At 72.5% G+C, this 23,188-nt stretch carries 16 protein-coding genes and 1 tRNA gene; 12 read left to right on the top strand and 5 right to left on the bottom strand.

Going from position 1 to position 23,188, the window contains the following annotated elements; translation table 11 throughout:
- Positions 1 to 34 precede the first annotated feature (34 nt).
- Entirely contained in the window at positions 35 to 880 is an 846-nt protein-coding gene (locus ACGFNI_RS17255; RefSeq protein ID WP_393684562.1) for a glycerophosphodiester phosphodiesterase, read from the bottom strand.
- Between the two features lie 404 nt (positions 881 to 1,284).
- Here ACGFNI_RS17255 and ACGFNI_RS17260 point away from each other — a divergent pair, with 404 nt between their 5' ends.
- The 4 genes from ACGFNI_RS17260 (at position 1,285) to ACGFNI_RS17275 (ending at position 5,209) form a co-directional block, all read left to right on the top strand.
- Positions 1,285 to 2,838: a S1C family serine protease gene (locus ACGFNI_RS17260; RefSeq protein WP_393684564.1), complete on the top strand. Its 1,554-nt coding sequence runs from the start codon at positions 1,285 to 1,287 to the stop codon at positions 2,836 to 2,838.
- A gap of 43 nt (positions 2,839 to 2,881) precedes the next feature.
- A tRNA-Ser gene (locus ACGFNI_RS17265) sits at positions 2,882 to 2,969 on the top strand.
- 336 nt (positions 2,970 to 3,305) lie between these two features.
- On the top strand, positions 3,306 to 4,418 hold the full coding sequence (locus ACGFNI_RS17270) for an FG-GAP repeat domain-containing protein (RefSeq protein ID WP_393684566.1): 1,113 nt from the start codon (positions 3,306 to 3,308) through the stop codon (positions 4,416 to 4,418).
- Positions 4,419 to 4,681: 263 nt separating this feature from the next.
- The gene (locus tag ACGFNI_RS17275; protein ID WP_393684665.1) at positions 4,682 to 5,209 is read left to right on the top strand and encodes a GNAT family N-acetyltransferase; all 528 of its coding nucleotides are present in this window, start codon (positions 4,682 to 4,684) and stop codon (positions 5,207 to 5,209) included.
- 18 nt (positions 5,210 to 5,227) lie between these two features.
- On the opposite strand, the gene ACGFNI_RS17280 is transcribed toward ACGFNI_RS17275, so the two are convergent.
- A complete protein-coding gene (locus tag ACGFNI_RS17280) occupies positions 5,228 to 6,868 on the bottom strand; it encodes an ABC-F family ATP-binding cassette domain-containing protein (RefSeq protein WP_393684568.1) in 1,641 nt (546 codons plus the stop codon).
- A 216-nt stretch (positions 6,869 to 7,084) separates the two neighbouring features.
- Positions 7,085 to 8,176 (bottom strand): bifunctional DNA primase/polymerase, encoded by a 1,092-nt coding sequence (locus ACGFNI_RS17285; protein ID WP_393684570.1) that lies wholly within the window; start codon positions 8,174 to 8,176, stop codon positions 7,085 to 7,087.
- Positions 8,177 to 8,979: 803 nt separating this feature from the next.
- On the opposite strand from ACGFNI_RS17285, the gene ACGFNI_RS17290 reads away from it, so the two are divergent.
- From ACGFNI_RS17290 to ACGFNI_RS17320, 7 genes are all read left to right on the top strand, one after another.
- A complete protein-coding gene (locus tag ACGFNI_RS17290; protein WP_393684572.1) occupies positions 8,980 to 10,137 on the top strand; it encodes an acyl-CoA dehydrogenase family protein in 1,158 nt (385 codons plus the stop codon).
- Between the two features lie 17 nt (positions 10,138 to 10,154).
- Positions 10,155 to 11,126, top strand: a complete 972-nt coding sequence (locus ACGFNI_RS17295; RefSeq protein WP_393684666.1) for a bifunctional MaoC family dehydratase N-terminal/OB-fold nucleic acid binding domain-containing protein — start codon at positions 10,155 to 10,157, stop codon at positions 11,124 to 11,126.
- A gap of 1 nt (position 11,127) precedes the next feature.
- A complete protein-coding gene (locus ACGFNI_RS17300) occupies positions 11,128 to 12,228 on the top strand; it encodes an acyl-CoA dehydrogenase family protein (protein ID WP_393684574.1) in 1,101 nt (366 codons plus the stop codon).
- On the top strand, positions 12,225 to 12,653 hold the full coding sequence (locus tag ACGFNI_RS17305) for a MaoC family dehydratase (RefSeq protein WP_393684575.1): 429 nt from the start codon (positions 12,225 to 12,227) through the stop codon (positions 12,651 to 12,653). The genes ACGFNI_RS17300 and ACGFNI_RS17305 overlap by 4 nt, the downstream gene beginning before the upstream one ends.
- Entirely contained in the window at positions 12,650 to 13,813 is a 1,164-nt protein-coding gene (locus tag ACGFNI_RS17310; RefSeq protein ID WP_393684576.1) for a lipid-transfer protein, read from the top strand. The genes ACGFNI_RS17305 and ACGFNI_RS17310 overlap by 4 nt, the downstream gene beginning before the upstream one ends.
- A gap of 463 nt (positions 13,814 to 14,276) precedes the next feature.
- A complete protein-coding gene (locus ACGFNI_RS17315; RefSeq protein WP_393684578.1) occupies positions 14,277 to 14,810 on the top strand; it encodes a SigE family RNA polymerase sigma factor in 534 nt (177 codons plus the stop codon).
- 35 nt (positions 14,811 to 14,845) lie between these two features.
- Positions 14,846 to 16,027 (top strand): serine hydrolase domain-containing protein, encoded by a 1,182-nt coding sequence (locus tag ACGFNI_RS17320; protein ID WP_393684580.1) that lies wholly within the window; start codon positions 14,846 to 14,848, stop codon positions 16,025 to 16,027.
- A gap of 76 nt (positions 16,028 to 16,103) precedes the next feature.
- Here the strand turns inward: ACGFNI_RS17320 and ACGFNI_RS17325 are convergent, their stop codons facing one another.
- Positions 16,104 to 16,727 (bottom strand): two-component system response regulator, encoded by a 624-nt coding sequence (locus ACGFNI_RS17325; protein WP_393684582.1) that lies wholly within the window; start codon positions 16,725 to 16,727, stop codon positions 16,104 to 16,106.
- Positions 16,724 to 21,016 (bottom strand): HAMP domain-containing protein, encoded by a 4,293-nt coding sequence (locus ACGFNI_RS17330; protein ID WP_393684584.1) that lies wholly within the window; start codon positions 21,014 to 21,016, stop codon positions 16,724 to 16,726. The genes ACGFNI_RS17325 and ACGFNI_RS17330 overlap by 4 nt, the downstream gene beginning before the upstream one ends.
- Before the next feature lie 125 nt (positions 21,017 to 21,141).
- On the opposite strand from ACGFNI_RS17330, the gene ACGFNI_RS17335 reads away from it, so the two are divergent.
- Positions 21,142 to 23,187 carry a SpoIIE family protein phosphatase gene (locus ACGFNI_RS17335; protein WP_393684585.1) on the top strand — a complete coding sequence of 682 codons (2,046 nt, stop codon included), beginning with the start codon at positions 21,142 to 21,144 and terminating at the stop codon, positions 23,185 to 23,187.
- Position 23,188: the final 1 nt, after the last annotated feature.

Consider the following 23,188-nt stretch of genomic DNA (forward strand, 5'->3'; position numbering starts at 1 on the left):
GTCGCATGCGCCGGTGCACACCCTGTGACGAGCTTTAGGCAAAGCCGAGTTGGGTTCGTACCTGCTTGGGGCGATTTGTAATGACCGCATCCACGCCGAGACTCCGGCACAGCTCGACGTCATCGGGTTCGTTGACGGTCCACACGTGCACCCGGTGACCTGCCCGGTGCGCCCTGGCGACGTAGTCGGGGTGTGCGCGCAGGATCCGTATGCCGGGCCCCGCGATGCCGACGCCGGGCGGTAGCCGGCCGTCGCGGTGCCGGGGGGTGAGGAACTGCATCAGGTAGACCGCCGGGATCGCCGGGGCCGCGGCCCGCACGCGGTGCAGCGAGCGCGCCGAGAAGCTCATGACGCGGACCGCGGGCGGCAGGTCCCCTGGGCCCGCGGGCCCGGTGTGCCCGAAGCGCTCCAGGAGGGTGACGAGCCGGTCCTCCACCTGTCCGGCCCAGCGCGTCGGGTGTTTGGTCTCGATGGCCAGCTCGACCCGCCGGTCGGCGTCCGCGACCAGCTCCAGCAGGCGCTCCAGCGTCAGCACGGAGGTCAGCTCGGGGTCCTCGTACTGCCGGTCGGGGGCCTCGGGGTCGCCGGCCGCCGCCTTCCAGGACCCGAAGTCGAGGGTGGCCAGGTCGGCCAGCTCCAGCGCCGAGACGGCACCGCGCCCGTTGGACGTGCGGTTCACCCGGCGGTCGTGCACGCAGACCAGCTGGCCGTCGGCGGTCAGCCGGACATCGCACTCCAGGGCGTCGGCACCGTCCTCGATCGCCTTGCGGTAGGCGGCCAGCGTGTGTTCCGGAGCGTCGTCGGACGCGCCGCGATGGGCCACGACGGACAGGGCGGGAGGACCCGGACGGGCGTCCTGGGCGGGGCGTGCATAGGTCACCGAGTTATCGTGCCATCCACCGTCGTCGGGCCGCCCCGCGCTGCCTGTGCGCACGGCAGGGGACGCGCTGCTCATCGGGCGTGAAGGACGTCCGGCATGAAGGATGAGGGGACGGTCACAGCCTCGGCTTACGGTGCGCTGACGCGCTGTGGGAAAGGCTGGAGGCCGAGCCCCGCCCGTGCCGTCCGGGCCGGGACTCGCCCGTTCCGCCCGGATCCGGAATCCTGAAGACCGGATTCCGCGTCCCTGAGACAGAGGAACCGGAAATCCCGGAACACCGGAACACCCGGTCCCGGAGACCGGCGAACCGGACGACGAGGCGCCGCAGACGCCCCCGCCGCCCGGGGAACCGGAGGACGGGCCGGGTCGTGGGCCGGCACAGTCGTGAAGCTGAGGAGAGAGCCGTGAGCACCGAGAACGAGGGCGCCGCCGTCCCGCCGGAGGCCGAGCCGCCGGCCGCGCCCAAGGCGTCGGACAGCACACCCGCGTCCGCCTCCGCCGCACAGACTCCGCACACCCCGCCCGCACCCGCCGCGCCCCCGCCGCCTGACTTCGCCCCCACCACGGGCGACGGCCGGGCACCGGCCGCAGCAGGGCCGGGCACGCCCGCCGATCAGGACCGAACGGCGACGATGGCCGCGCAGCCCGGATACGGCGGGCCTGGACAGCCGCCGTACCCCGGTGGCGGGTACCCCGGGGCCGCGGGCGGACCCGCGGGGCAGCCGCCCGCCTACGCCTCGGCGGGCCACGGCGCACCCGGTGGCGGCTGGGGCACGCAGCCGCCCTACGGCGGCGGTGGCGGCGACCCCTGGGGCGCGCCGGAACCGCAGCCCCCCAGGCGGCGCAACGGCGGCCTGGTCGCCGCCGTGCTGGTCGCGGCGCTGGTCGCGGGCGGCGTCGGCGGCGGCATCGGCTTCTGGGCCGCGGGCCGCGACGACAGCTCCTCCACCACGGTCTCCTCTTCGGGCGACCCCGGTGCGCTCAACCGCAAGCCCACATCCGTCTCCGGGATAGCGCAGAAGGCGCTGCCCAGCGTCGTCACGATCGAGGCGCAGGGCGCGACCGGCGAGGGCGGCACCGGCACCGGCTTCGTCTACGACAAGCAGGGCCACATCCTCACCAACAACCACGTCGTCGCGGCTGCCGCCGACGGCGGTTCGCTCACCGCGACGTTCTCGGACGGCAAGAAGTACAACGCCGAGGTCGTGGGCCGGGCCCAGGGCTACGACGTCGCCGTGGTCAAGCTGAAGAAGGCATCGGACGCCAAGCTCACGCCGCTGCCGCTGGGCAAGTCCGCCAACGTGCAGGTCGGCGACGCCACGATCGCGATCGGCGCCCCCTTCGGCCTGTCCGGCACGGTCACCACCGGCATCGTCAGCGCCAAGGACCGCCCGGTGGCCTCCAGCGACGGCGGCGGCAGCAGCGCCTCGTACATGAGCGCGCTGCAGACCGACGCCTCCATCAACCCGGGCAACTCCGGCGGCCCCCTGATGGACGCGAGCGGCAACGTCATCGGCATCAACTCGGCCATCCAGTCGGCGGGAAACGGCGGCCTGGGCGGTGAGGGCCAGCAGTCGGGCAGCATCGGCCTGGGCTTCGCGATCCCCATCGACCAGGCCCGCCGGGTGGCCCAGGACCTGATCAGGACGGGCAAGCCGGTCTATCCGCAGATCGGCGTCCAGGTCACCATGAAGGACACCGGCAACGGCGCGACCATCCCCCAGACCGGCAACGGCGGCTCGGACGCGGTCACCCCGAACGGCCCCGCCGACAAGGCAGGACTCCAGCCCGGCGACACCATCACCAAGCTCGACGACACGGTGATCGACAGCGGCCCCACCCTGATCAGCGAGATCTGGCAGCACAAGCCCGGCGACAAGATCACCCTCACCTACAAGCGCGCCGGCAAGGACCGCACCGCCGTCGTCACCCTGGGCCAGCGCACAGGAGACAAGTGACGCGCTAGTCTGATCCCCGCGGCACCGCCAGGCGCTGCCGCGGGGAGGCTTGCCCGAGCGGCCTAAGGGAACAGTCTTGAAAACTGTCGTGAGGTAACCCCTCACCGTGGGTTCAAATCCCACAGCCTCCGCCGTTAAGTGGCCCCTGATCAGGGAACGTCCGATCAGGGGCCACTTGTTCATTTCGATTGCCGTTGATCCGTGGCCGACCGTTCTCGGCCGTTCTCGGCCGCTTTCGGCTTCCTTGTCCGGCACGGCATGGCGCGCTGCTCGTGTTCACCGGCCTCTCCGCCTCGTCTTGGCCCGTGGTCCCGGCCACCCGATTCCCCTACTGTCTTGGGCCCGACCAACCAACCGAGAGGCCAGGAGGTTCGTTGTCTTCGGAACCGCCATCGCCGAGCAGCAACCCGACCCCAACTCCTGGATCGGGATCCGGGCCGGCACCTTCACCACCGCAGCGGTTACGCATGCGCCGGGCGCGGGAGTGGTTCAACGGTCTGACCGAAGCCGGCAAGGTCGCTCTCATCGTCGCTGTGATCACGACCGTCGGTGGAGGCGGGTTCGGCGTCGTCAGCGCCGTCATTCCTCTGTTGGCCGACGGCGGGGGTGACAAGCACGACGATGGAACGCCGAAGAAGACGGCTCCCGGCGATGCCTCATCCGGGCACCGCTCCGCTGATGCCAAGCCGGACACACCGCCAACCTTTCTGCCCGGGTGCAGCACCTTCCCCGGCCTATGGATCTCCAAAAAGGAAATTCCTCCGGGCGTTGGCTTCGACAGCGCGAAGGAGCGCATCGACTTCGCCGATCTCGATGGCGACGGATTCGACGACTACCTAGTGGTCAACGGCGAAACCGGAGCGGTGAAGGCATGGAGCAACCACGGCACCGGCCACGACGACAAGTTCGACTGGGGACCTGGCGGACAGATCACCTCTGGCGCCGGCTTCGACAAGGCAAAGGAGCGCATCGACTTTGCCGACATCAACGGAGACGGACGCGACGACTACTTGGTGGTCAACGGCGAAACCGGAGAGTTGAAGGCATGGAAGAACGTCGAAGGTGACCACGTCGGCCCGCCCAACTGGACGGTCGGCACGCGGATCTCCCGCGGCATGGAGGGCCATGCCCGGATCGTGTTCGCCGACATCGACGGAGACAGGCGCGACGACTACCTGATGGTCGACACCGCGTCCGGAGCGGTACAGGCGTGGTTGAACCGCGACAGCAACCACGACCGCCAGCCCGACTGGAAGCACCTCAACCAGGTCATTTCCGTCAGTCTGGATGGCGGGGACTCGCCCTCCTTCCACAACATCGACTGCGACAGGCGTGCGGACTATCTGGTCGGCACCGAGGCCGGAGCGGTGAAGGCGTGGCCGAACGGCGGTGGCCCGAGCCACGGCAAGTTCGCCTGGAAGAAGGCGAAGGAGATCGCCAACGGTGGCGGCTTCGACAGCGCGAAGGAGCGCCTCGACTTCGCCGACCTCGATGGAGACGGACGCGACGACTACCTGGAGATCAACCGCGAAACCGGAGCGGTGAGGCCCTTGGTCAACAACGGCGGCGACCCCGCCTGACGCAACTCCGGAGCCGCGGTGGCGCACATGTGGACCCAAGGGCTTCACGGGCTTGTGTGGGCGCTTCGGAGCTGTCCGTGAGGAGTGCGGCCAGGTGTTCTCGCTCCATGTCTCGTCCCCGGATGCCGATCGCGGGCGAGGGCCAGTCCTCGCTCGGGACGGCTTTCGTTCCCCGGTACCGTGACGGTGAGTGAGTGACTTACCGGATTTAGCGGTGATTTCGGGTGATGTTGCCGTGGAGCGGAAGGCAGGGCGAGATCGGTATGGCGGGGCGTGGGGTGTGTGGGCGGCGTGGTGCGGGGGTGCGGATTCGGCGGGCTACGGGGCGGGATGCGAAGCGGCTTACGCGGATGGTGCGGAGTTCGCGGGCGTATGAAGGGCCGCATGCCGCGATGGTGGCGGGGTATCGGGTGGGGCCGGATTACATCGAGGCGCATGAGGTGTATGTCGCGGTGGAAGGGGGCGGCGAGGCGTCGGGGGCCAATGGGGGTGTGGGGGAGCGGGTGGTGGGGTTCTATGCGTTGGTGCTGGAGCCGCCCGAGTTGGATCTGATGTTTGTTGCCGATGAGGTGCAAGGGGCGGGGATCGGGCGGCTGTTGATCGCGCACATGCGGGAGGTGGCGCGGAGTGCGGGCATCGAGAGCGTGCGGGTCGTTTCGCATCCGCCGGCCGAGGGCTTCTATCGCAGCGTCGGTGCGCGGCGTACCGGCACCGTGGCGGCGAACCCGCCGGCTGTGATGTGGGACCGGCCGGAGATGACGATCGTGGTGGGGGAGGAGGGGCCGAGGTGAGAGGGCTTGGGGTGGGGCTCAGTCGAGTGTGACGAGTTCGAGGTGGTCCGGGCTCCAGAGGTCCTCCGTTCCGTCGGGGAGGAACAGGATGCGGTCGGGGCGTAGGGCCTCGATGGCGCCCGGGTCGTGGGTGACCATGACGAGGGCGCCCGGGTAGGTGTCGACGGCGCTCAGGACCTCGCCGCGGGACGCCGGGTCGAGGTTGTTGGTGGGCTCGTCCAGGAGGAGCACGTTCGCCCCGGAGTGGACGAGTCCGGCCAGGGCGAGGCGGGTCTTCTCGCCGCCGGAGAGGACGCCGGCCGGTTTGTCGGCGTCGTCGCCCGTGAACAGGAACGAGCCGAGGACGTGCCGCACCTCGCCGTCGGTGAGATGCGGCGCGGTGGCCGCGAGGTTCTCCCGGACGCTGCGCGCCGGATCGAGGGTGTCGTGTTCCTGGGCGAAGTAGCCGAGCCGCAGCCCGTGCCCGTGCACCACCCGCCCGGAGTCCGGCAGTTCGCGTCCGGCGAGCAGCCGCAGCAGGGTCGTCTTGCCCGCGCCGTTGAGGCCGATCACGACCAGGCGGCTGCCGCGGTCCACGGCCAGGTCCACGCCGCGCAGCACCTGGTGGTCTCCGTACGCCTTGGTCAGGCTGACGGCCCCCAGAGGTGTCCGGCCGCACGGTGCGGGTTCGGGCAGCCGGATCCGGGCGACCTTGGCCGTGCGGCGGGCCGGTTCCAGGTCGGCGAGCAGCCGGTCGGCGCGCCGTGCCATGTTCTTCGCCGCGGTGGCGGTCGCGACCCTGCCGCGCATTTTGTCCGCCTGGAGGCGCAGTGCGGTGGCCTTGCGTTCGGCGTTGCCGCGCTCGCGGGCGCGGCGGCGTTCGTCGGCCGCGCGCTGGGTGAGGTAGGCGTGCCAGGTGGTGTTGTGGATGTCGAGGGTGGAGCCGGCGGCTTCCGCGGCGCCCGGATGCGGGCGAGCGCCGGGGGACGGGTCCAGGTGGAAGACCCGGTTGACGAGGCCGGCCAGCAGCTCGCTGTCATGGCTGGTGATCATCAGGCCGCCGCGGTGACCTGCCAGGTACGTCCGCAGCCAGGCGATCGCATCGGCGTCCAGGTGGTTGGTCGGCTCATCGAGCAGCAGCGTGTCGTGGTCGGCGACAAGGATGCGGGCCAGTTCGACGCGACGCCGCTGCCCGCCGGATAGCGTGCCCACCGGCTGGTGCATGACCTCGGGCGGCAGCCCGACACCGGCGGCGACCCGGGCCGCGTCGGCCTCCGCCGCGTAGCCGCCGCGCGCCTGGAAGTCGGCCTCCGCGCGGGCGTACGCGGTCATCGCGCGCTGCTGCGCGGCGGGCGCGGCGGCCTCGGCCATGGCGGTCTCGGCGGCGCGCAGCGCCCGTACGGCGCGGTCCAGGCCGCGGGCGGACAGGATCCGGTCGGTGACGCTGACGGTCGGGTCGGCCGTGCGGGAGTCCTGCGCGAGGTGGCCGAGCGAGCCGGTGCGGGTGACCGAGCCGGCGGCGGGCCTGGCGGCTCCGATGAGGGTGTTGAGGAGGCTGGTTTTGCCGGCGCCGTTGCGGCCCACGAGGCCGATGCGGTCGCCGGGGGCGATGTGGAAGGTGAGGTCGGACAGCAGGAGTCGGGCGCCGACGCGTACGTCGGCACCGCGCACGGTGATCATGGATAACGCTCCGGAAAAAGCTCAAGGACACACAGACACACGGGTGGCGTGAAAGCGGGTGTCCGAGCTAGGAAATCCGGGGTGTCGACATGGCGGCCAGGGTAGTTGGGGTGGCGCGCGGGCGCAGCTGAATATTGCGGGGCCGCCGTGGGGGAGCGGGTGCCGTAGCGATTCGAGAGGGCCCGTGGTGGGCGTCAGGAGCGCTCGTGGCCGGTGTCAGGGGGTCTCGCGCGGGGCGGTGAGTGACGCGACGTAGTGGCGGGCGGCGGAGGCCAGGGTCGCCCGGGTTTCGCGTTCGGGCAGGCCGGCGCGGCGGGCGGCGACGGTGAGGGCGCCGGTCAGTTCCGTGCCGAGGCCGGATTCGTGGGCGCGGCAGGCGGCCCAGAAGAGGCGCGCGTTGCGCTGCCCCGGGGGTGAGGTGCGGACGAAGCGGACGAGGGCCGTGGCGGGGTGGAGTGACGTCGGGTGGGGCGCCGCCGCGGGGGCCGGTTCGCCGGGGTGGGACGGGGGCGTGAGGAGGCGGAGGAGGGCGCGCGGGGCGGCGGCGGGGGTGCGGGGTGCGCCGGGCGCGAGGACGTACCGGCCGTGGGCGGTGAGGGAGCCGGGGCCCACCAGGTAGCCGCCGGTGCCGCGGATGTCGATGCCCGGGGCGAGCAGGCCGGCGGAGTTGGGCACCGGAGGGCGGGGCGGGCCGGTGAACCAGAGGTGCAGGCCGCCGCTGGGGGTGCGGACCGTGACGGTGGGCGGCAGTCCGAAGTGGTGCTGGGCGGCGATGAGTTGGAGCGCGGTGCGGCCGTCGGCGCCGTGTTCGGTGTCGAGGTCGACGCCGATGAGGTGGTGCGGTGGCAGGCCGCAGGCGATTCCGTAGGCCGTGGCCCAGGGGGCGGCGGCGAAGAGGCGGCGCACGGTGAAGGGGTCGCTGCTCGCGTCGTGCACGCCGTGTCCGATCCGGCCGCATGCGCCGCGGCAGGGGGCGGTGGCCCGGCCGTCCCTGTCGTGGTGCGGGGAGCGGACGCCGGGGACCTTGCCGCGGGTCAGCGGGATGACGGCGTAGCCGAGGCCGGCGGCGGTGAGGGCGTGGGCGAGCGCGGCGCTGTGCGGGGTGGCGGGGGTCGTCTGGGGTGATGGAGGCGGCAGGGGCGGTGGGGATTCAGGGGGTTGCAGGGGCTCGGGGGGTTGTGGGCCTGAGGGAGGGCGGGCGTCGCGGGCCGGGTGGGCGGAGCGGACGGAGTGGGCGGCGCCGGCAGGGCGGACGGCGTCGGCAGGGTCGGCGGTGACCGGATCGGCATGGCTGTGGAGTGGGGCCATGGGCTTATTTTCGTACGGATGTTCGAGTAAGGGAAGGGGGGTGTGGGAGTGGGGTGTGCCCTGGGTGGGATGTGGGGGTGAAATGGGGGGTGTTGGTGGTTTAGATGCGGTTTCTCGCCCTTGCGAGGGAATCAGGCGATCCGTTGGGATTCGATGGAGGTGTGGTGGGCAGTTCTCGTCCTGCGGCAACCCGTCGGCGGTCGGCGGGGCCGGGCAACCGCCGGGGGGCGGTGCGGAGTTGTGGCCGGCGGGCCCGGTCCGCTCGCTCGGCCCGCGTGTCCCGCCCGGGGTGTGCCCGTGCGGTCCCGTGATTCCGGTGCGGGGCGGCATGCCGGTTCCGGCACCAGGAGGAGAGATGGCAGGACTGTGCGCCACCCGGCCCGTCGGCGATCGACGGGATGTGCTCGGCGGAGGCGGTACCACGACCGGGCGCATCCCCGGGGTGGACGGGAGGCACCCGCCGTAGCGGGCCGTAGCGAGCCGTGATGGTGCGGAGGTGGGGCGCGGAATGTCTGCGGAGGGGGTGGAGGGGGGCTGGGGCGCCCGGGGGGAGGGGGAAGGGGGGCGCCGGGCCAGGTGTCCGCTTCGACCTTGACAGCGCGAGGGTTTCTGACGGACAGTCAGAAACCCTCGCGCTCGTTCATGACCGGGAGTTGAGGGGCACGGCGCTCCGGCGGGTCGACGGCGCGCGTCCGGCCGCCGGGCACGGGCGCGCCCGCCGAAGCGCCGCGCGTCCGCGCCCGCACCACCGCCCGTATCCAGCCCCGCACCTCACGCCGCCACCAGAAGGGGAGGCCGCCGACGTGCACCTCGCCCCCACCGCGCGCCAGCAGCGGTTGCGCGCCGAACTACGGTCCTACTTCCGGGAGTTGCTGCCCGACGGGCCGCTCGACGACCCCGCCGAGCAGCGTGCCGTGCTCCGCAGGATCGGCGCCGACGGCCTGCTCGGTCTCGGCTGGTCGGTCGCGTACGGAGGGCAGGGGCGCGGCGCCGACGAGCAGTTCGTGTTCTTCGACGAGGCGTACCGTGCGGGCGCGCCGGTCTCGATGGTCACGCTCAACACGGTCGGTCCGACGCTGATGAAGTACGGCACCGACGAGCAGAAGGACTACTTCCTGCCGCGCATTCTGAGCGGCGAGACCGTCTTCGCGATCGGCTACACCGAACCGGAAGCGGGCACCGACCTCGCCGCGCTGCGTACCCGCGCGGTGCGGGACGGCGACGACTGGCTGATCGACGGGGCCAAGAGCTTCACCAGCAACGCCCACCAGGCCGACTGGATCTGGCTGGCCTGCCGCACCGATGCCGGGGCGCCCAAGCACAAGGGCATCTCGATCATCCTCGTGCCGACCACCGTGCCGGGCTTCTCCTGGACGCCGATCGAGACGGTCGGCGGGCTGATGACCACCGCGACGTACTACGACGGTGTCCGGGTGCCCGCCGGGAACCTCGTCGGCGAGGAGAACGCCGGCTGGCGGCTGATCACCAACCAGCTCAACCACGAGCGGGTGGCGCTGGCCGCCATCGGGATGCAGGCCGAGGACGCCTTCGACGCGGCGCTCGGGCATGCCCGTACGCCGGATCCGGAGACCGGGGAGCGGCCCGCCGACCGGGCGTGGGTGCGCTCGCGGCTGGCCGAGGCGCACGCCAGGCTGGCCGCGACCAGGCTGCTGAACTGGCGGCTGGTCGGCGACGTCGGCGCCGGAACGCTCGGCCCCGGCGACGCCAGCGGCGTCAAGTTCGCCGGTACGGAGAGCACCGTCGAGGTGTACCGGATGTGCCAGGAGGCGGTGGGCGACGCGGCCCTGGTGCGGGCCGGATCCCCGGGTGCCTTCGGGGGCGGCGAGCTGGAGCGGATGAACCGTGCGGCGCAGATCAACACGTTCGGGGGCGGCGTGAGCGAGGTGCAGCGGGAGATCGTCGCGACGATGCGGCTGGGGATGCGGAGGGGGCGCAGGTGAGCGGCGGTGACGAGGGGATACGGGGTGGCGGCGGCGGGCGTGAGGACGGCGTCCCGGACGACCTCTGCGCGCGGCTGCGGCGTTTCGAGGGGCGGCCCGCCGCGACCGCAGGTGTGGGCAAGGATCCCGTCAACCTGCCCATGATCAGGCACTGGTGCGAGGCGATGGGGGACGACCACCCCGCGTACCGGGGCCCGGACGCGGTGGCTCCGCCGACGATGCTCCAGGCGTGGACCATGGGCGGTCTGTCCGGCCACACGGACCGCTCGTCGGAGTACGACGCGCTCTTCGCGCTGCTCGACGGCGCCGGCTACACCTCCGTCGTCGCCACCGACTGCGAGCAGGAGTATCTGCGTCCGCTGCGGCCGGGTGCCCTGATCACGTTCGACGCGGTGATCGAGTCGGTGTCGGACCGCAAGACCACCAAGCTGGGGACCGGGCACTTCGTCACGACGCGGATGGACGTGCACGCCGACGGCGAGCCGGCCGGCACCCACCGCTTCCGGATCCTCAAGTACGCGCCGGCGCGGGCGGGCGGGCGCCCCCCGAGGGCCGAGCCGCCGCCCCGCCGCCCCCGGCCTGTGATCAACCGCGACAACGCCGGATTCTGGGACGGGGTCGCCGCCCACACCCTGCTGATCCAGCGGTGCACCGGCTGCGGGCGGCTGTGGCTGCCCTGGCTGCCCGGCTGCCTGGACTGCGGCGGGCAGGAGTGGGACACGGTCGAGGCGGGCGGGGCGGGCACCGTCCACTCGTACGTCGTGATGCACCATCCGCCGTTCCCGGCCTTCGATCCGCCGTACGCGGTCGCGCTGGTCGAACTTGAGGAGGGGGTGCGGATGGTGAGCAACGTGGTCGGGGTGGCGTACGACGAGGTACGGATCGGGATGCCGGTGCGGCTGGAATTCCTGCGGGTGGACGGGGAGTTGGAGCTGCCGGTCTTCCGGGCCGTGACGGGCGCGGGGGCCACGGGCGGAGGCGAGGGCTGACATGGACTTCACACCCACGGACGAGCAGCGCGCGGCGAGCGGTCTGGCGGCGGAGATCTTCGCCGACCTGTCCACGCCGGAACGGCTGGCCGCGCTCGGCAGCGGCCCCGACACCGTGCTGTGGAAGGCGCTGTGCGCGGCCGGGCTGCCCGGTGCGGTGGAGGACACCGGGCTGCTCGGTCTGGTGCTTCTCCTGGAGGAGCAGGGGCGGGTCACCGCGCAGGTGCCGTTCGCCGCGACCTGCGTGTACGGGCTGCGGGCCGTCGCCGCGCACGGCACGTCCGAGCAGCGGGAGCGGCTGCTGCCCGCCCTGCGCGACGGGACGCTGACCGCCACCGGCGCGTTCCCCGGCGGCGGCGCACCGGCCGTACGCGCCGAGCGGGACACCACCGGAGGGCCCCGTTCCGCCCCGGGGGCCGCGCGTCTGACCGGTACGGTGCCCGTCGTCCCCTGGCTGTGCGGCGCCGGGCTGCTGCTGGTGCCTGACGCCGGGCGGCGGCTGTGGCTGGTGCGGGGAGACGCGCCCGGCGTCGGCGTCGAGCCGGTCGCCACCACCGCGCCCTGGTCGGCCGGCCGGCTCACCCTGGATGGCGCTCCGGCCGAGCGGCTGGGGGCCGGCGAGGCTGCGGGCACCGGCCCGTACGACGACGTCGTCGCCGCCGCCCGCACCGCCTTCGCCGGGCTCCAGGCCGGGGTCTGCGCGGGCGCGGTCGCCCGCGCGGTGGAACACACCGCCACCCGCGAGCAGTTCGGGCGTCCGCTGTCCACCAACCAGGGGGTGCTGCTGCGGGCCGCCGACGCGCACATGGACACCGAGGCGATCCGCGTCACCGCCTACGAGGCGGCCTGGCGGCGGGACGCGGGCCTGGACGCCGGGCCCGCCGCGCTGACCGCCGCCTGGTGGGCGTCGGAAGCGGGCACCCGCGTGGTGCACGCCGTCCAGCACCTGCACGGCGGGGTCGGCGCCGACATCGGCCACCCCGTCCACCGGCACTTCCTGTGGGGCAGACAGCTCGGCGCGCACCTCGGTGCCGGTGCCCAACTCCTCGAAGAACTGGGCCTGTTGCTCACTGACGACGCGACGGATGAGGAAACGGTATGAAGCCGGGCGATGAACTGCCCCCGCTGCGCATCCCCGTGACCCGCACGCTGATCGTCTCCGGGGCGGTCGCCTCGCGTGACTACCAGGACGTGCACCACGACGCCGAGGCGGCCCGCGCCAAGGGCTCCCCCGACCTCTTCATGAACATCCTCACCACCAACGGTCTCGTCGGCCGCTACATCACCGACCACTTCGGGCCGCGGGCCGTACTGCGCAAGGTCGCCATCCGGCTCGGCGCGCCCAACTATCCGGGGGACACCATGGTGTTGAAGGGAACGGTGACCGGGGTCGACGGCGGGACGGCGCAGGTCCGTGTCGTCGGCGCGAACGGCCTGGGCCACCACGTCACCGGCACCGTCACGGTCACCGTGCCCGCCGCCGACGGCCTCCCGGACGGCAATGGCCGCGCAGGGGAGGCGTCATGACCCTGGACCGTGCGGACACCCTCGGCGGCCGGGCCGCCATCGCCGGCATCGGCGCGACCGCGTTCTCCAAGGACTCGGGGCGCAGCGAGCTGAAACTCGCCGTCGACGCGGTGCACGCCGCACTCGACGACGCCGGTCTGCGGCCGTCCGACGTCGACGGTCTGGTCACCTTCACCATGGACACCAGCCCGGAGATCACCGTCGCGCAGGCGGCCGGTATCGGGGAGCTGTCCTTCTTCTCGCGCGTCCACTACGGGGGCGGCGCGGCCTGTGCCACCGTCCAGCAGGCGGCGCTCGCCGTCGCCTGCGGCCTCGCCGACGTCGTCGTCTGCTACCGCGCCTTCAACGAGCGGTCAGGGCGCCGCTTCGGCTCCGGCGTCCAACAGCGCGAACCGTCGGCCGAGGGCGCGGCGCTCGGCTGGATGCTCCCGTTCGGCCTGCTCACCCCCGCTTCCTGGGTCGCGATGGCCGCCCAGCGCTACCTGCACGCGTACGGGCTGACGCCGGAAGCCTTCGGTCATGTCGCGGTCACCGACCGCAGGCACGCGGCCCGCAATCCGGCCGCGTACTTCTACGGCAAGCCGATCACCCTCGCCGACCACGCGGCCTCCCGCTGGATCGTCGAACCGCTGCGGCTGCTGGACTGCTGCCAGGAGACGGACGGCGGCCAGGCGATCGTGGTCACCTCCGTCGAGCGGGCCCGTACGCTGCGCAGGAAACCCGCGGTGATCGCGGCGGCGGCGCAGGGCGCGGGCCGCGCGCAGGAGCAGATGACGAGCTTCTCGCGGGATCTGACCGGGCTGCCCGAGATGGGGGTCGTCGCCCGCCAGCTGTGGCGCACGGCGGGGCTCTCGCCCGCCGACATCGACGTGGCGATCCTCTACGACCACTTCACGCCGTTCGTGCTGATGCAGCTGGAGGAGTTCGGCTTCTGCGGGCCCGGCGAGGCGGCCGGTTTCGTCGCGGCGGACGCGCTGCCGCTGAACACCCACGGCGGCCAGCTCGGCGAGGCGTATCTGCACGGGATGAACGGGATCGCGGAGGGGGTGCGCCAGGTGCGCGGCAGCTCCGTCAACCAGGCGCCGGGCGCCGCGCGGGTGCTGGTCACGGCGGGTACCGGGGTGCCCACGTCGGGGCTGATCCTGGGGGCCGACGGCTGAGCGGCGGGCCCGGCTGCCGGGGCGCGGGCCGGGCAGCACGAAACCTGCGAGGTGGGCTTCCTTCGACGGCATTGTCCGTATCAGGTGGTGGAGGTCGCCTTCCGGTCTTTCGACCCTTCCGGCCTCTCAGCCCGGCCCTTGCGTGCTCGAAGGAACTCGTCCTTCTCCCCAACACGCTCCGGTCGAGCTCCCTCGCTCGCCCCGCAGGCTGTTACTTACGCTACGCCTCTTCGCGGCGGGTGAAAAGCCCTTTTTGTGACTTTTCTTCGCGCGGTCGATACGGGCCTCCGAGCATGGCGGAACGGGCCTCGGGCGGTGTCTTCCCGGCCGCTGCCCTAGGGGAGCGCCGCCCCCTGTCCGTCCTGAGGAGGTAGGGCGGCCCCCACCCGTACAACTTCAGACGGAGAGCGCTTCGGCACCTGGGGCCGATCCTCCGCGGCCCTCCCGCTTCTAGCGTGGAGACATGACCACGCCAGTGTGCACAAGCGCCGCGACACCAGCCGCGTACCCGTCGTTCTCGACCTACGTACGCGCCCGGGGGCCGGTGCTGCTGCGCGCCGCGCGGTCGCTCTCCACCAATCCGAACGACGCGGAAGACCTGTTGCAGACCGCGCTCGTCAAGACGTTCGTGGCCTGGGAGCGCATCGAGGACCACCGCGCGCTCGACGGCTACGTCCGCCGTGCGCTGCTGAACACCCGCACCTCGCAGTGGCGCAAGCGCAAGGTCGACGAGTTCGCCTGCGACGAACTGCCCGAGCCCGACCCGGTTCCGGCCCCCGACCCCGCCGAGGTGCAGGGGCTGCGGGACGCCATGTGGGATGCCATCATGCGGCTGCCGCCCCGCCAGCGGGCGATGGTCGTGCTGCGGTACTACGAGGACCTGAGCGAGGCGCAGACCGCCGCGGTCATGGAGGTCTCCGTCGGCACGGTCAAGAGCGCCGTCTCACGCGCCCTGGCCAAGCTGCGCGAGGACGCCGAGCTGGCCCTGATCATGTGAGCCGGACCCAGCAGGTCGCACCAGGAGTGTTCGCCATGCCCGATCGTCCTCGTCAGCTTCGGCGCCGTGTCCCGGCAACGGCCGGGCTCCGCAAGGGTGTTACGGCGGTCGTCGTGCTGGGCGCCGCGCTGACCGTGGCCGGTCCGCCGCCCGCGTACGCGGCGCGGCCCGGCGGCTCAGCCGACGTCCTGCGGCAGGGCTTGGACCGTCTGGTGCACGACGACCGGTACCCGGCCGCCCTGGCCGCCACCCTCGGCCCCGACGGGCGGGCCCGCCACTACACCGCCGGGGTCGCGGACCTGCGGACCGGAGCGAAGGTGCCGGCCGACGGGCAGGTGCGCGCGGGGAGCAACACCAAGGCGTTCACCGCCACCGTCGTCCTTCAGCTGGTGGGCGAGGGCAAGGTCGCGCTCGACGCCCCCGTCGAGAGGTATCTGCCGGGCCTGGTGCGGGGCGAGGGCATCGACGGCCGCCGCATCACGGTGCGCCAACTGCTGCAGCACACCAGCGGACTGCCCGACTACACCGATCACCTCACCGACCTCACCGGCAAGGGCCGTCACACCTACGTCCCGCCGCGCACCGCGCTCGACCTGGCGCTGGCGCACAAGGCGCGGTTCGCCCCCGGCACCGGCTGGGCGTACAGCAGCACCAATTACCTGCTGGCCGGGCTGCTCATCGAGAAGGTCACCGGACGTCCGCTGGCGGAGGAGATCACCCACCGGGTCATCGAGCCCGCCGGTCTGCGCCACACCTATTTCCCCGCGGCGGGCGACGAGCGCATCCGGGAGGCCCACCCCGATGGCTACGTCGCGGCGAAACCGGGCGGACCGCTGGAGAACATCACGGAGATGGATCCCTCCTGGGGATGGGCCGCAGGACAGCTGATCTCCACCCCGGGCGACCTGAACCGCTTCTTCACCGCCCTGCTCGACGGCCGGCTCCTCAAGCCCGCGCAGCTCGCCCAGATGCGCACCACGGTCCCCGCCGACGCCATGTGGCCCGGCGCCAGGTACGGCCTGGGGCTGGTCAGCGTGCCGCTGAGCTGCGGCGGCCGGATGTGGGGGCACGGCGGCGACATACCCGGCTACCAGACGCGCACCGGTGTCACCGACGGGGGCCGCGCCGTCACGGTCGCGGTCACCGCTGTCGGGGCGCCGAGCGAGCGGGGCCCGGCGGATGTCAGAGGGGTCATCGACAGCGCTCTGTGCCGGTGAGCCGGTTACCCGGGGGGATGCGCCGACCGCCGTCGCAACGGCCGCCCCGGGGTGCCGTGCGGCGTGCGCCGGGGGGTCAGGTGCCGCGGTTGACCAGCAGCCTGCCGACGGCGCGTTCGATCTCGGCGACGCGGTCCGCGAGGCCGGCCGGTTCGCCGCCCTCGCCGCCCTCGGCGTCCCGCAGCAGCACTTCCACCTCCGCGAGCTGGGCGACGATCTCGGCCAGGCGGGTGGCATCCAGCTCCCTGTCGGGGCCGTCCGCGGTCAGCAGGCGGCGCAACTGCTCGGACTGGGCGGCCAGTTGGCGGTTCTTTCGGTACAGGTCGAGGAACACGTTGACCTTGGTGCGCAGCAGCCAGGGGTCGAACGGCTTGATCAGGAAGTCGGCGGCGCCCACGGTGTAGCCGCGGTAGGCGTAGTTCGGGTCGACCTCGGCGCCGGTCAGCAGGATGACCGGTACGTCCTTGGTCTGGTCGAGCCCCTTGATGTTGGCGGCGGTCTCGAATCCGTTCATGCCGGGCATCAGGACGTCGATCAGCACCACCGCGAACTCCTGGCGCAGCATCGCCTTCAGGGCCTCCTCGCCGGAGTGCGCGCGGACGACCCGCGCGAGCGGGCCGAGCACGGCTTCGAGTGCGACGAGGTTCTCCTCCATGTCGTCGACGATGAGGAGCGTGGCGGTGTCCGGTGTCTGCGTCATGACGGCTGCTCCGGGGGGTCGGGCCGGGTGGCCGACGGGTCCGCGCCCGTGTCCGGCGGCCGGGGCGTCGCCGGCCGGGCGCCGTGCCGCGGGTCCAGGAGGCGGTAGACGACCGACAGCAGCCGGTCCACGTCGACCGGCTTGGGCACGTAGTCGTCGGCGCCGCTCTCGATGGCCCGTTCGCGGTCGCCCGGCATGGCCTTCGCGGTGAGCGCGATGACCGGCAGGTCCGCGTAGCGCGGGGCCTTGCGCAGCGCCTGGATCATCTCGTAGCCGTCCATCTCCGGCATCATGATGTCCAGCAGCACCAGGCACACGTCGGGTGTCCGGTCCAGCACCTCCAGGCCCTCGCGGCCGTTCTCCGCGTACTTCACGCTGATGCCGACCCGGCCCAGGACGTGTGTCAGGGCGAAGACGTTGCGGATGTCGTCGTCGACGATGAGGATCCGGCGGTTGGCCAGCACCTCGCCAGGACGGCCGCTGAGCCAGTCCTTGAGGCGGGTGGTCTCGGGCCAGGTGACGTCCGCGCCGCCGGTGACCGGGGTGTCGGCGGGCGGCGGGGCGGCCACCGTGGGAGCTTCGGTGTCCTCATCGGCCGTGGGTTCCGGCGGCCGTTCGGGAGGGGCGGGGAGGCCGGCGGGCGGCGTCGGAAGCCCGGTGGGTGTGGGCGCGGCGGCGTGCGCCGGTGGCGCGAGGTCGGGGGCGGCGGACGGGCCGCTGTAGCGCGCCGGCACGTAGAGGGTGAAGACGGAGCCGACGCCGGGCTCGCTCTCGGCGGTGATCCGGCCGCCGAGCAGGCTCGCCATGTCCCGGCTGATGGACAGGCCGAGTCCGGTGCCGCCGTATTTGCGGTTGGTGGTGCCGTCGGCCTGCTGGAACGCCTCGAAGATCGACCCGAGTTTCTCCGCGGGGATGCCGACCCCGGTGTCCTTGACGGCGAACGCGACGACGGATTCCGCGGTGTGCAGCGGCCCGTCGTCGAACGTGCCCGCCGGTGCCCGGGTGACGTGCAGGGCGACGCCGCCCGACGAGGTGAACTTCAGGGCGTTGGACAGGAGGTTGCGCAGGATCTGCTGGAGCCGCTGCTCGTCGGAGAACAGCTCGTCGGGCACGTCGTCGTCGACCTCGGTCCCGAAGCTCAGCCCCCGGTCGACGGCGAGCGGCCGGAACGTCGCCCGTACGTAGTCGAGCAGCTTCACCATCGGCAGCGCCTTGGGGTGCACGTCCATCCGGCCGGCCTCGATCTTCGCCAGGTCGAGGATGTCGTTGATCAGCTGGAGCAGGTCGGAGCCCGAGCGGTGGATGGTGTGGGCGAACTCGACCTCCTGGGCGGAGAGCCGGCCGTCGGGGTTGTCGGCCAGCAGCCTGGCCATCACCAGCAGCGAGTTGAGCGGGGTGCGCAGCTCGTGCGACATGTTCGCCAGGAACTCGGACTTGTACTGCGACGAGGTGGCGAGCAGCGCCGCCTTCTCCTCCAGCTCCGCGTTGGTCAGCTGGAGTTCGTCGGAGCGCCGGCGCAGCTCGGATGTCAGCCGCTGGGACTCCGAAAGCAGCGCTTCGGTACGGGAGTTGGCGATGATGGTGTTGACGGAGACGCCGATGGTGCTCACGAACTGGTCGATGAAGGCGAGGTGCACCTCGCTGAACCGGCTGAGCGACGCCAGCTCGATGACGCCGAGCACCTGGTCCTCGAAGAGCACCGGCAGGATGACGATGCTGGCGGGCGGCGCGGCGCCGAGCCCTGAGCTGATGGTGATGTAGTCAGCGGGGACGGCCTCGACCAGGACGCGCCGCTTCTCCGTCGCCGCCTCGGTGACCAGGCCCCAGCCCGGGGCGCCGCGGCTGGGCAGTTCGTGCCACACCTCGGCCCTGCCGGTGCCGTAACCGGCGATGAACTCCAGGCCCTCGCCGGGCTCGGCGCCCGCCTCGGCCAGGAAGAAGGCGCCGAACTGGGCGTTGACCAGCGGCGTCAGCTCGCGCAGGATCAGGTCGGCGACCTCGACGAGATCACGGTGGCCCTGCATGAGGCCCGCGATGCGCGTGAGGTTGGATTCCAGCCAGTCCTTGGCGCGGGTGGTCTCGCGGAGGTTGGCGACCATGAGGTTGATGTTGTTCTTCAGCGCGGCGACCTCGCCCTGTGCCTCCACCGAGATGGACCCGGACATGTCGCCCTGGGTGACGGCGCTGGCGACCTCGGCGATGGCCCGCACCTGGGTGGTGAGGTTGAGCGCCAGCTCGTTGACGCTGGTGGTCAGCTTCTTCCAGGTGCCGTAGACACCCTCGACGCGCGCCTGGCCGCCCAACTGCCCCTCGCTGCCGACCTCGCGGGCGACCCGGGTCACCTCGGACGAGAACGACGAGAGGGTGTCGACCATCGTGTTGAGAGTGGTCTTCAGCTCCAGGATCTCGCCGCGGGCGTCCACGTCGATCTTCTTGGACAGGTCGCCGTCGGCGACGGCGGTGGCGACCTGGGCGATGTTGCGGACCTGCGAGGTCAGGTTGGACGCCATGAAGTTGACGTTGTCGGTGAGCGCCTTCCAGACCCCGGAGACCCCGTGCACCTGGGCCTGGCCGCCGAGTTGGCCCTCGGTGCCGACCTCGCGGGCGACCCGGGTCACCTCGTCGGCGAATGCCCGCAGCTGCTGCACCATCGTGTTGACGGTGTCCTTCAGCTCCAGGATCTCGCCGCGGGCGTCCACGTCGATCTTCTTGGACAGGTCGCCGTTGGCGACGGCGGTGGTCACCTGGGCGATGTTGCGGACCTGCGAAGTCAGGTTCAGCGCCATGGAGTTGACGTTGTCGGTCAGGTCCTTCCAGACCCCGGACGCCCCGCGGACCTGCGCCTGCCCGCCCAGATTTCCTTCCGTTCCGACCTCGCGGGCGACGCGGGTGACCTCGTCGGCGAAGGCGGAGAGCTGGCTGACCATGGTGTTGATGGTCGACTTCAGCTCCAGGATCTCGCCCTTCGCCTCCACCGCGATCTTCTTGGACAGGTCGCCCTCGGCGACGGCGGTGGCGACCTGGGCGATGTTGCGGACCTGCGAGGTCAGGTTGTCCGCCATGAAGTTGACGCTCTCCGTCAGGTCCTTCCACACCCCGGAGACGCCCCTGACCTGCGCCCGGCCGCCGAGCCTGCCCTCGGTGCCGACCTCGCGGGCGACGCGGGTGACCTCGTCGGCGAAGGCGGAGAGCTGGCCGACCATGGTGTTGATCGTCGACTTCAGCTCCAGGATCTCGCCCTGCGCGTCCACCGTGATCTTCTGGCTCAGGTCGCCGTTGGCGACGGCGGTGGTCACCTGGGCGATGTTGCGGACCTGGGAGGTCAGGTTGGACGCCATGAAGTTGACGTTGTCGGTGAGGTCCTTCCAGACCCCGGACACGTCCCTGACCTGCGCCCGGCCGCCGAGCCTGCCTTCGGTGCCGACCTCGCGGGCGACCCGGGTGACCTCGTCGGCGAACGCCCGCAGCTGGTCGACCATGGTGTTGACGGTGAGCTTCAGCTCCAGCAGCTCGCCGGTGGCCTCGACCGTCACCTGCTGGGTCAGGTCACCGCGCGCCACCGCCGTCGTCACCACCGCGATGTCACGGACCTGAGCGGTCAGCCGCGACGCCATGGTGTTGACCGCCTCGGTCACGTGGAGCCAGTCGCCCTTCAGACCCTGCGGCTTCGCCCGGCCGCCGAGCCGCCCTTCGGTGCCGACCTCGCGGGCGACCCGGGTCACCTCGCCGGTGAACAGCGAGAGCTGGTCGACCATGCGGTTCACGCCGCTGCCGAGGTGCCGCAGGTCGCCGCGGAGCCTGCGGGTGCCGTCGTGCAGATCGACGTGCTGGGTCAGGTCGCCGTCCGCCACCGCGTCCAGCACCCGGGTGGCCTTGGCGACCGGATCCACCAGCGCGTCGAGGACCGTATTGGCGCAGTCGACGTTCGCCGCCCAGCCGCCCTGCCCCGGGCTCGGGCCGATCCGCTCGTCCAGCCGGCCCTCGCGGACGATCTCGTGCCGCAGCCGCTGGAGCTCGCCCGACAGGTGCGCGTTGCGGGCGACGAGCTGGTGGAACGCCCCGGCCAGGTCGGCCAGCACGCCGTCCGGGGCGTCGTCGGAGCCCGCCGGCACCCGGGCCGTGAAGTCGCCGTCGCACAGCGCGCGCAGCGCCGCCAGCAACGGGCGCAGCTCCTGGGCGCGCACCCACGGGCCGCCCGCCGCCGGGGCGTACGGCTCCCGGGCGTCCCCCGGCGGGACCGGCTCCTGGGGGGACGCGGCGGATTCGGGCCTGGCCGGGTCGTGTGCCATGGCGCACCATCCCCCCAATGATCCGTTTGGGCGTATATGTCATAGTATAAAGGGCTTGCAAATCGTGCTGCCCAGGCGCACCAGGGGGTGCAGTGGGATCTCCTTCCCCTCACACATCCGCCTCCGTGTCCCGGAAGGGCCTCCCGGCGAACCAGCTCGCGCCGGCTGCCGCCCGCCGCTTCGTCCGCGCCGCACTGGTCGGCGGCCCGCCGCCGGAAGCCCCCGCGGCGGCATCGTTCGCGGCCGGCCTCACCGACCCCCTCATCGACGACGCGGTGCTCCTCGTCAGCGAACTGGTCACCAACGCCGTCATGTACGCGGGCACCGAGATCGACGTCAGCTGCCGCCTGGAGCGCGGCCCGCGCAGGGCCCAGGGCGCCGGGGACGACGGCCCGGACGCCGCGTGCGTGGTCGTCGAGGTCGTCGACCGGCACCCCGCCCGCGCCGTGCACGGCGGCGTGGACGTACGCCGCGGGCCGCCCGGCTACGGCCTGCAACTGGTCGGCGCGCTCTCCGAATCCTGGGGCGTGACCTACCGCCGCACGGAGAAGACGGTGTGGTTCCAGCTGATGGCCCCGGACGACCGCCCGATGCCGCCCGACGACCGCCCTCCGGCCCACGACGTCCCTCCGGCCCCGGAGGACCGCCCAGCGCCGCCCGACGCACCACCCGGCGACCACCCTCAGGCCCCCGAAATCCACCAGCCGCCACCGCCTGAAGACGGCCCCGTTGTGCTGGAGGGAGCAGCCGGCCCCGCCCCCGTAGAGGAACCGGACCCCGCCACCGGCCTGGCCTCCGCCACCGGCCCGGACCCCGCCCCGCCCGACCGCCCCCGCGCCGCCGCCGTCCGCATGGCCCCCCTCAGCCCCTCCCTCACCCGCCGCCCGTCCCCGCTCCGCGGCCACGCCGCCGAGTGGGCCGACCGCGGCGGCCCCTCGTTCCTCGCCGAGACCAGCGAGCTGCTGGCCGGCCAGCTCGACCAGGACATGGTCACCGCGCTCGCCGCGCAGCTGCTGGTCCCACGCCTTGCCGACTGGTGCGGCATCTGGCTGAGCACCGAGAGCAGGGGCCTGCACCTGTCCCGCGTCTGGCACGCCGACGAGCAGCGCCTGCACGCGCTCCGCGCCGAGCTGGAGCGCGAGCCGCCGTCCACCGTCGTGCGCACCGCAGGCACCGCCTGGCCCTGGCCGGAGAGCGCGGGCGGCGGCCGGGCGGGCGGCTCGGCGCTGGCCTTCCCCCTCCTCTCCCGCGACACCCCGCAGGGCGTCCTGCTGCTCGGCCGGGCAGGTCAGCTCCAGATGACCGACAACGTCGCGCGGATGGTGGAGGACGTCGCCCGGCGGGTCGCACAGGCCGTGGACACCGCCCGCCAGTACACCCGGCAGACCACGATCAGCAGGGCCCTCCAGCGCCGCCAGCTGCCCACGACGCTCGCCAGCATCCCCGGCGTCGACACCGCCGTCGTCTACGAACCGCACGGCCAGGGCCAGACCGTGGGCGGCGACTTCTACGACATCTTCCCGATGGGCGCCCGCCGTTGGGGCTTCCTCCTCGGCGACGTCCAGGGCAAGGACCCCGAGGCGATGTCCGTCACCGGCCTGGCCCGCCACCTGGTGCGGCTGCTGGCCCGCGAGGGGCAGGGTGTCGAGTCGGTGCTCGGCCGGCTCAACACGGCCATGTCGGAGGAGAGCGCGGAGGCCGTGGAGGCCGGCGGCGAGCAGGCCAGGCCGCGCTTCCTGAGCATGCTCTACGGCGAGTTGACCCTCGCCCCCGGCACCCCGGGCGCCCACGGCACGGTCGCCAGCGCCGGCCATCCGCTCCCGTTGCAGCTGCGCGACGACGGCACCGTCGAACCGGTCTCCGAGCCCCAGATGCTGCTCGGCATCGACGAGGGCGCCACCTTCCACCCCACCCCCTTCCGCCTCGCCCCCGGCGAAACCCTGCTGTGCGTCACCGACGGAGTCACCGAACGCCGCTGCGGCAGCTGGCAGTTGGACGACAACGACGGCCTCGCCGCGATCCTCGCCGAAGGCACCGGCCTCGGCGCCAAGGCCCTCGCCGAACACGTACGCCGCGCCGCCCACGACTTCGGCCCCGGCCCCGTCGAGGATGACCTGTCGGTCCTGGTTCTCCAGGCGGCGCGGGGGGTGCAGGGTCGGCCGAAACCTTGAC

The organism is Streptomyces sp. NPDC048644, assembly GCF_043199105.1.
In the GTDB taxonomy this organism is placed as follows: domain Bacteria; phylum Actinomycetota; class Actinomycetes; order Streptomycetales; family Streptomycetaceae; genus Streptomyces.